Below are 8304 nucleotides of genomic sequence, written 5' to 3' on the forward strand. Positions count from 1 at the left end.
CCACCGCCTACGAGCGCTTCGTCGCGCTGACCGACGAGCGCGTCCAGCTCGAGCTCGACCTCTTTGGGCGCTCACCGGCGGCCAGGACGTGCCCGCGCTCGTGTCCGCGCTCGGCGACCGCCTCGTCGCGGTGCACGTCAAGGACGGCGTCGTCCCGGCATCCAACCCCTGGGCTCCCGGCGCCGGTTCCTTCGGGTCGGACAGCCTCGACCAGCGCCACGCCGGCACTGCCGACGTCCCTCTCGCGGAGGCGCTGAAGGCCGGTACGGCGATCCGCTACGCCGTGATCGAGTACGACAAGGCCCCCGGAGACGTGTTCGAGGACATCGCCGCCAGCTACGCCTTCCTCCGCGACGGGGGGTACGTCCAGTGAGCGCCCTGCGCGTCGGTGTCATCGGCACCGGAGTCATCAGCCAGACCTACCTGGAGAACCTGACCTCGTTCCCCGACGTCGAGGTCGTGGCCGTGGGCGATCTCCTGCCCGAACGCGCACAGGCCAAGGCCGAGGAGCACGGCGTGCCCAGCTGGGGCACGGGGGAGGACGTGCTGTCGAATCCCGACGTCGACCTCGTCGTCAACCTCACGATCCCGGCGGTGCACGTCGAGGTGTCGAAGGCCGCCGTCGCCGCCGGCAAGCACGTGTGGACCGAGAAGCCGCTGGGCCTGGACCGTGAGAGCACGCGTGAACTGCTCGCGCAAGCCGAGGCGGCCGGTGTGCGCATCGGGTCGGCCCCCGACACGATCCTCGGCCCGGGCTTCCAGACCGCCAAGCGCGCCATCCGCGAGGGCGTCATCGGAACGCCGCTGTTCGTGCAGACGTCGTTCCAGACGCAGGGGCCCGACCTGTGGCATCCCGAGCCGGCGTTCCTGTTCGCACAGGGTGCGGGGCCGCTGCTGGACATGGGGCCGTATTACTTCTCGGCGCTGGTGAGCTTGCTCGGTCCGGTCGCGGGCGTCACGGCGCGCGGATCGCGCTGGCAGACGACCCGTCAGATCCACACCGGTGCGCGGGCGGGCGAGACCTTCCCCGTCGAGGTACCCTCGACCGTCCAGGTGCTGACCTCGTTCGCCGGTGGCCAGCACGGCACCCACCTGCTCAGCTTCGACTCGGCGCTGGAGCGACACGGCGTCATCGAGATCCACGGCTCTGAGGGCACGATCGTGCTGCCCGACCCGAACGCCTTCACCGGACGCATCGCGTACGTGAAGCCGCTCGGTGTGATCCGTGACGGCATGCGGTTCGAGCAGGAGTGGGTCGAGATCCCCGCGCAGGGCACCGTCGTCGGTCGCGGCCTCGGCGTGCTCGACATGGCACGCGCCATCGCGGACGGGCGGCCGCATGTCGCCACCGGTGAGCTCGGGTATCACGTCCTCGACGTCATGCTGTCGGCGCAGGAATCCGCCGGTACCGGCGAGACCCTGACGATCGACAGCACCGTCGCCGACGTGCCGCTTCTGCCCGAGGGGTTCGATCCCTTCGAGAGCACGCTCGCCTGAGTCGCCGCCGGGCGCACGCGAAGAGGGTGGATGCCGGGAGCACCGGCATCCACCCCTCTTCGTCGCCTGATCGACGACCGGCCTCGCGGTCAGTGACCGGCGTGCGGATCGACGGTCATCACGGTGCCGTCGGGTCGCACGAGCGCCGCATCCTGCACGGCGCCGAGCGCCGGTGTGGTCACGACCGCCACGAGACCCGCGGCCAGAAGCAGAGGAACCAAGCGGATCGCGCTGGCCGGCGCCACGGGGCGGCGACCGTCGGCGATGATCATGACGGCGGTGGTCAGCAGGAGGACGACCGCGACCGCCGCGGCGAGAATGCTCGCGCGGCCTCCGGTCAGAACGACGAGCGCGGCGACGCCGATGACAGTGACGAGCGTCGACGCCGCCGCGGTCCGGGAGAGGAGCAGGCGGCCGGTGGTCAGCGCCGCCGCGCCCCAGGCCAGCCACAGCAGTCCCGCCACGGCGAGGACGACGCCCGCCCCGCGGGCCGCGCCCGAAGACACGTCACCCGTGATGGCGGCCGCGCCCATGCCGATCGAGACCAGACCCGCCCCCCACGCGAGCGGCACGGTCCAGGCGCGCACGGCGGCTCCCGGAGCGGCCGCCGCGCGGGAGGGCGCGCTCATGCCGTGACCGACCGTGCGCCGCGCTCGGCGCCGAGAGCCACACCGAGCAGCACGATCGCGCTGGCGAGGTGCAGGAAGTGGTCGGGCACGTTCAGCGCGAGGATGTTCGCCGACGTGCCGACGAGGAAGAATCCGACCACGCCCAGCAGCAGATAGGCGGCGCCGATGGTGGCGTTGACCGTCTTGGCGGCGCGCACGCCGCTCAGGCCCGCGATCACGAGTGCCGCGCCGATGAGAAGGTGCGCGATGTTGTGCAGTGGGTTGACGGCGAAGATCCCCAGCAGCAGTCCACCATCGGTGGCGAGGAATCCGACGCCTCCGGTGACGGCGAAACCCAGGGCGCCGACGACGAGGTAGACGGCGCCGAAGACGGTGGCGACGAGACGGTTCGGTGACGAGCTCATGACTGACCTCCTGTTCGGGTCGCGACCGGTGTCGTGACGGAGGTTGTTCGCTGCGCCGCCCCGAACGGATTGCGGGCGGGTCGTGCCTCAGCTCAGCCGCGCGGTCACGATCCGCGTCGCGGCGGCGGGGTCGAGGCGGTGGCCGACCGATTCGGGAGAGACGATGAGCTCGGCGTGCGGCATCGCCGCCGCCAGGCGTTCGGCGGCCGCGGTGAGGATCGGGAAGGTCTGCTGGCCGCAGAGGATCGTCACCGGCACGTCGACGGTGAGCATGGCGTCCGTCGGCGTGGACAGCTCGCGGGCCAGCGTCGCGTCGTACACGGTCGACTGGGCCAGCGGCACGATGCCGGCGAAGGCGTCGGTGGCGCGGAACTGCGCGATCATCGCGTCGGGAAGCCCGACGGCCTCGCGCTGGAAGAGGACGACGGCCTCTTCGCGGTCTCCCGCGTCGACGAACGCCTGGATACGCGACGGCAGATCGGGCGCCGGCTCGTCGATGCCGAAGTGGAACGGCGGCTCGGACAGGAAGAGTGCCCGCACCGGCACACCGGTGCCGGCCGACAGGGATGCCGCGTACAGCGCGATCATCGCACCCGAGGAGTGCCCCAGCACCGCGACCTCTCCGCCGGCGTCGGCGATGACGGCGGCCAGATCCTCCGCCTCACGACGCGGTGAGAACGGGGTCGTGTCGCCGCTGTCGCCCCGAGCGCGCCGGTCGTAGGTGATCGCCCTCATGCCGGACTGGGCCAGCGTCGCGGCGAGCGCCGCGGCATCCTTCGCGGTCGACAGGGCGCCGTTGACGATCACGACGGCGGGCCCCGATCCGATGTCGTGGACGGCGAGGCGGGTTCCGTCGGCGGAGATCACGTGATGCATGGCCCGATGCAAGCACTGCCCTCCGACATCGTCAAGGGTGTTGGAGCGGACCTCAGAGGAGGTCGGCGCGGTGCACAAGGGCGCCGGCGCCGATGAGCGGGGCATCCCCGCCCAGTCCGGCACGCACGACCTTCAACCGCCCGGCGTACGCGTTGACGGCGCTCTCGCGAACGACGCGTTCGATGCGGTCCGGATAGTCGTCCGCCACGAACGAGAACCCGCCGCCGACGACGGCGAGCTCGAGGTCGAGCAGGGTGGCGGCGCTCGTGAGACCGATACCGACGGCGTGCGCCGATCGTGCGATGGCCGCGACGGCGACCTCGTCGCCCGCGCGGTAGGCGTCGGCGAGCTCTTCACCGGTCGTGCCGGCCCACCCCTGGGCGCGGGCCCAGGCGACCGTGTGCGGACCCGAGGCGCGCTGCTCGAGAGTGGAGGCCGCCGGCTCGCCCTGGATGTCGGCGACGATCATCTGACCCAAGTGGCCGGCGTTTCCCGATCCGCCCGCCACCAGACGGCCGTCCGAGACGATACCGCCGCCGACGCCCGTCGAGACGACGAAGACGATGGCGTTGCGAACCCCTTGCGCCGCGCCTCGCCAGGCTTCTGCCAGGGCGATGCACGTCCCATCCAGGCGCAGCGTCACGGCGTCCAGCCCGCTTGCGGTTCGCACCGCCTCCACGATGCGAAACCCGTGCGCCGCAGGAAGGTTGATCGGAGCGATGGTGCCGGCGGTGATGTCGATCGGGCCGGCCGCGCCGATGCCCCCCGCGACGACCTCGTTCCACCGCGGGTGCGCGCGGCATCCGTCGATCACCGCGGTGAGACCGCGCTCGAGCACCGTGACGTCCGTGGCCGCGCCCGCGCCGGTCGGGCTGCGGTGGCGCGATCCCTCGATGATCGCGCCGTTCGCGTCGACGAGGGCGCCCTCGATCTTCGTGCCGCCGAGATCGATCGCCAGTGCCAGAGTCAAACCGCGTCCTTGAGGGAGTGAGAGACGACGCAGTCCGGGCCGTATGCCCGGAGCCGTATAGACCTAAGCGTAGTGTCGGCACCAGCGATCGGCACCCGCCTTTGGCTTCGCCCAACGGACATCGTTGCTCACGATGGACGCCGATCAACGGAGTCGGTCATGACCACACTCGCCCCCACCTCCACCCTCGGACCGATCAGACAGACCTACGCGACGTCCGAGACGTTCCCCTCGGTCGCCCGTTCGTACACTCAGGTGTCCCAGGTAGTGAAGGAGCTCGGGCTTCTGCGGCGCGCGCCGGTCTTCTACGCGCTCGTCGGTTCGGCGCTGGCCCTCTGCCTCGCCGGGTGTGTCGCCGGCTTCGTGCTCCTCGGCCAGAGCTGGTTCCAACTGCTGATCGCAGCGGCGCTCGGGATCGTCCTCACTCAGGTCGCGTTCCTCGCCCACGAGGCGGCCCACCGCCAGATCCTCTCGACGGGACCCGCCAACGACCGCCTCGCACGCATCCTCGCCGCCGGCGTCGTCGGCATCAGCTACTCGTGGTGGGACTCCAAGCACTCGCGCCACCACGCGAACCCCAACCGGGTCGGCAAAGACCCCGACATCGAGGTCGACACGATCTCGTTCCTCGTCGAGGATGCCGTTCAGGCACGGGGAATCCGCCGCGTCATCACGCTGCACCAGGGGTGGTTCTTCTTCCCTCTGCTGACGCTGGAGGGGCTGAATCTGCACGCGCACGGCATCCGTCACCTGCTGTCCCGCCAGCCGGTGAAGAAGCGCGGGCTGGAGCTGGCGCTCATCACGACGCGCCTCGCCGTGGTCGTCGTCCCCGTCTTCCTCCTGTTGCCGCTCGGCATGGCCTTCGCGTTCCTCGGCGTGCAGCTCGCCGTGTTCGGCGTCTACATGGGTGCGTCGTTCGCGCCGAACCACAAGGGAATGCCGATCGTCGACGCGAACGCCCGGCTCGACTTCTTCACCAAGCAGGTCCGCACGTCTCGCAACATCACGGGCGGCTGGTGGGCGACCTGGATGTTCGGCGGGCTCAACCACCAGGTCGAGCACCACCTCTTCCCGAGCATGGCGCGCCCGCACCTCTCGCGCGCACGCGCCGTCGTCCGCGACTACTGCAAGAGCGCCGGCATCCCCTACACGGAGACGAGCGTCTGGCGCTCGTACGCCATCGTCATCGACTACCTCAACCGTGTCGGCCTCGCGGCACGCGACCCGTTCGACTGCCCGATGGTCGCCGGCTACCGCCGCGCCTGACGCCCCCGGCGGTGCCGGCTGCGGTCGCGTCAGGCGTTGCGCTTCACGACGCGCATGAGCCACGCGATGATCGCGATCAGCAGGATCACCAGTCCGATCCACAGCAGGAACTTCGCCGCTTCGACGAAGACGCCGAGGAGGATCAGGACGATGCCGACGATGAGAAGGATGAGTGCGAGTGCCATGGTTCCAGTGTGCCCGTGTCGCTCGCCCGGGCGCGGGGGCTTGACATCGCCGCGGGAGGCTGTCAAGCCCCTCGTCGCGACCGGCCGCTTCGGCTGTACTGAGGATCACCATCCGACGTACTGATGATCCCCGGCGAGGTCGAAGCGTGAAAGACATCCTGATTGAGGGGCATCGCATCCTCACGACCGATGACGTCGCGGATGCGGTCCTGACGTACGCGCAGCGCCTGAATCAGGCGGGCTCCACCGACATCGTGGAGTTCCCCAGCATCGACGACGGCGCCCTCAGCGTCTGCCGGATGCTCCTCGGCAGCGGCATCCCCGTCGCCGTCTTGGATGCGACGACCTCGCTTGCCTCCGACATCCTGGGGGCCGACCGCGCGTGCGCGGAGATCTCCCGGCGCACGGCGGCGCTCGCTAGCGGCTCGAGTCGATCGGGGCGCGCGTTACTGTAGAGCAGTGGGACGGTTCAGTTACGACGGCAGCGTCAAAGCGGAGTTCGACGATCGCGTGCTCGCGCACCTGCAGGTCGTCATCAGTCAGAAACTCCGCCGCGGCGAGACATTCACCTTCACGTGGCGCAACGACACGAGCCTCGGTGACGGGCGCACGGCCATCTGGCTGCACCCGCACGCATCGATCGTCTACTCGTACCACGGCAGCCGTCAGCCCGCCCTGAACCGGGCGTGGCTGGAGGCGCTGACACACGCCGCGAACTCGACGGCGGGGTTGCAGATCGTCCCCGAGCCCGAGGGCCCCTACTCCGGTGAGGTCTTGACCGGCTGACGGCCTCGCGCGTCGCACGGGCGCGGGGACCTGTCAATCCCCTCGCCTCGCCGCCGAGCGTCCCGGAGAGTGGGGGAGAAGGCGGTGACGACGATGACGCAGACAGCGCATGTCGGCGGCCACCTCGAACTGCTCCCCATCGATGAGGACGCCTGGCGGTTGTGTGATCGTCGCGTGAGCGCACGCGACGCCGAATTCGTCGTGGCCTACATCGAGCGCACGGACGACGGGTTCGAGACGGTCTGGATGCGAGGCGGTGCGCGGCGTGCGCGGCTGTCCTCGCTGGAGGAGTGCGTCGAGAGGGGCGAACGGATCCTCTGCGAGCAGGAACGTTCCACCGCGAGCCGACCGATCCCGATCGCCCACTTCCCGCCGGCACGCGGCTTCTGACGCGATCAGTCGTCGGCGACCGCGACCGTCTGCGGCGCGTTGTCCGCGTCGCCGTCGACCGATTCGATCTGCTCCTCGGTGAGCTGGATGCCGCCGGACGAACTGGCCGATTGCGCCAGCTCTTCGATCCACGCGCGGTTCAGCTCCGTGGGCTCCGGATCGTCGAAGACGAAGCGCAGCGGAATCGACGGATGCAGCCAGATGGTGCTGCGGCCGCGCGTCTCGCCGTCGGGGTGCTGCCACGACACGGTGAAGCTCTCGCCGCGACGGAGCTTCGTGGCGACGACCACCTTCAGGTGGGCGAGCACTCTGTCCTCGATATGGATCGGAGTCGCCGAACCCCCGTAATAGATCGTGCCCACGATGCGATTGTAGGCCGCGGGACAGCGATCAGGGAGTGACCAGACTCACGCCGGCCTGCAGGAGCGCGCTCGTCAGGGGAGGCGGCGGCGGCGCGTCGGTGATGAGGTAGTCGACGCCCTCGAGGGGAGCGACCTGGGCGAAGAGTCGGCGGCCGAGCTTGGAGGAGTCGGCGAGCACCGCCGTGCGGTCAGCGCGGTCGATCATCTCCGCCATCATCGTCGCGTCGCCGAGGTTGCTCGTCGAGTAGCCGGACTCGTCGACGGCGCCGACGGCGACGAGCGCGAGGTCGCAGCGGATGTCGAGTTCACGGCCACCGGCTGCCATCGCGAAGGTGACGGGGCCGGTGGTGGCCTGGGTGATCGTGCGGACGGCGCCGCCGAAGACGTAGAGGTCGCGAAACGCCGACGGGGCGATCTCCGCCGGGATCCTCAGATTGTTGGTCGCGATCGTCAGATCGCGGTGTCCTCGGAGGGCGCGGGCGACGGCGAGCGTCGTCGTGCCGGCATTGAGCATGACGACCGCGCCGTCGTCGACCATCTCGGCGGCGAGCCGGGCGATCTTCTCCTTCTCCTCCACCTGCACGCGCAGGCGCACGTCGAGACCCCGATCGCGCAGCGCCCCGTCGGTGGCGCTCACGGCGCCGCCGTGGGTGCGGATGAGCGCGCCCTCGCGATGGAGCTGGTCGAGGTCGCGGCGCACGGTGTCGATCGACACGTCGAAGTGCTCCGACAGCTCGGCCACCGTGACCTGCCCCTGTTCGGCGACGTAGGCCGCCAGGTCGGCTTTGCGGCCGGCGGGAAGCCGGCGGCCGCGGGGGGCTGCTTTGTCCATGTCTTCATCCCTAGCACAGTGGATGCTGTTTTCGCGCCCGTAACCGGCATAAGAGTGCAGAAGATGGCAATTTGTGGAGGACTCTAGAGGATCCCCGGGACCGAGCT

At 70.1% G+C, this 8304-nt stretch carries 12 protein-coding genes and 1 pseudogene; 6 read left to right on the top strand and 7 right to left on the bottom strand.

From position 1 onward, the window contains the following. Positions 1-373: pseudogene (locus I5I_RS03130) on the top strand (sugar phosphate isomerase/epimerase family protein); the annotation flags it as partial. Beyond that, positions 370-1497 carry a Gfo/Idh/MocA family protein gene (locus I5I_RS03135; RefSeq protein WP_036316375.1) on the top strand — a complete coding sequence of 376 codons (1128 nt, stop codon included), beginning with the start codon at positions 370-372 and terminating at the stop codon, positions 1495-1497. The pseudogene I5I_RS03130 and the gene I5I_RS03135, both read left to right, overlap by 4 nt. Positions 1498-1586: 89 nt before the next feature. Here the strand turns inward: I5I_RS03135 and I5I_RS03140 are convergent, their stop codons facing one another. The 4 genes from I5I_RS03140 to I5I_RS03155 all read right to left on the bottom strand — a co-directional run bounded on the left by I5I_RS03140 (position 1587) and on the right by I5I_RS03155 (position 4376). After that, a complete protein-coding gene (locus tag I5I_RS03140) occupies positions 1587-2126 on the bottom strand; it encodes a hypothetical protein (protein ID WP_036316377.1) in 540 nt (179 codons plus the stop codon). Then, the gene (locus I5I_RS03145; protein ID WP_036316378.1) at positions 2123-2530 is read right to left on the bottom strand and encodes a DUF4383 domain-containing protein; all 408 of its coding nucleotides are present in this window, start codon (positions 2528-2530) and stop codon (positions 2123-2125) included. The genes I5I_RS03140 and I5I_RS03145 overlap by 4 nt, the downstream gene beginning before the upstream one ends. 87 nt (positions 2531-2617) lie before the next feature. Then, entirely contained in the window at positions 2618-3406 is a 789-nt protein-coding gene (locus I5I_RS03150) for an alpha/beta fold hydrolase (protein ID WP_036316380.1), read from the bottom strand. Positions 3407-3458: 52 nt separating this feature from the next. Then, positions 3459-4376, bottom strand: a complete 918-nt coding sequence (locus I5I_RS03155; protein WP_036316382.1) for an ROK family protein — start codon at positions 4374-4376, stop codon at positions 3459-3461. Positions 4377-4535: 159 nt separating this feature from the next. On the opposite strand from I5I_RS03155, the gene I5I_RS03160 reads away from it, so the two are divergent. Continuing rightward, positions 4536-5642, top strand: coding sequence for a fatty acid desaturase family protein (locus I5I_RS03160; RefSeq protein WP_036316383.1), 1107 nt, complete (start codon positions 4536-4538; stop codon positions 5640-5642). A gap of 29 nt (positions 5643-5671) precedes the next feature. Here the strand turns inward: I5I_RS03160 and I5I_RS16695 are convergent, their stop codons facing one another. Beyond that, complete coding sequence (locus I5I_RS16695) at positions 5672-5827, bottom strand: hypothetical protein (RefSeq protein WP_016464229.1); 156 nt, start codon at positions 5825-5827, stop codon at positions 5672-5674. Between the two features lie 146 nt (positions 5828-5973). Here I5I_RS16695 and I5I_RS03165 point away from each other — a divergent pair, with 146 nt between their 5' ends. The 3 genes from I5I_RS03165 (at position 5974) to I5I_RS03175 (ending at position 7003) form a co-directional block, all read left to right on the top strand. Continuing rightward, the gene (locus I5I_RS03165) at positions 5974-6282 is read left to right on the top strand and encodes a hypothetical protein (protein ID WP_051039455.1); all 309 of its coding nucleotides are present in this window, start codon (positions 5974-5976) and stop codon (positions 6280-6282) included. A gap of 4 nt (positions 6283-6286) precedes the next feature. Continuing rightward, entirely contained in the window at positions 6287-6613 is a 327-nt protein-coding gene (locus tag I5I_RS03170) for a DUF7882 family protein (RefSeq protein ID WP_005049636.1), read from the top strand. Positions 6614-6706: 93 nt separating this feature from the next. Then, positions 6707-7003: a hypothetical protein gene (locus I5I_RS03175; RefSeq protein WP_231560249.1), complete on the top strand. Its 297-nt coding sequence runs from the start codon at positions 6707-6709 to the stop codon at positions 7001-7003. Between the two features lie 5 nt (positions 7004-7008). Here I5I_RS03175 and I5I_RS03180 read toward each other — a convergent pair whose 3' ends face one another. Together I5I_RS03180 and I5I_RS03185 are read right to left on the bottom strand one after the other, a co-directional pair. Continuing rightward, positions 7009-7365: a DUF7882 family protein gene (locus tag I5I_RS03180; RefSeq protein ID WP_036316385.1), complete on the bottom strand. Its 357-nt coding sequence runs from the start codon at positions 7363-7365 to the stop codon at positions 7009-7011. 28 nt (positions 7366-7393) lie between these two features. Next, positions 7394-8197, bottom strand: a complete 804-nt coding sequence (locus I5I_RS03185) for a DeoR/GlpR family DNA-binding transcription regulator (protein ID WP_036316387.1) — start codon at positions 8195-8197, stop codon at positions 7394-7396. Positions 8198-8304: the final 107 nt, after the last annotated feature.

Source organism: Microbacterium sp. B24 (assembly GCF_000333415.1).
Lineage (GTDB): Bacteria > Actinomycetota > Actinomycetes > Actinomycetales > Microbacteriaceae > Microbacterium.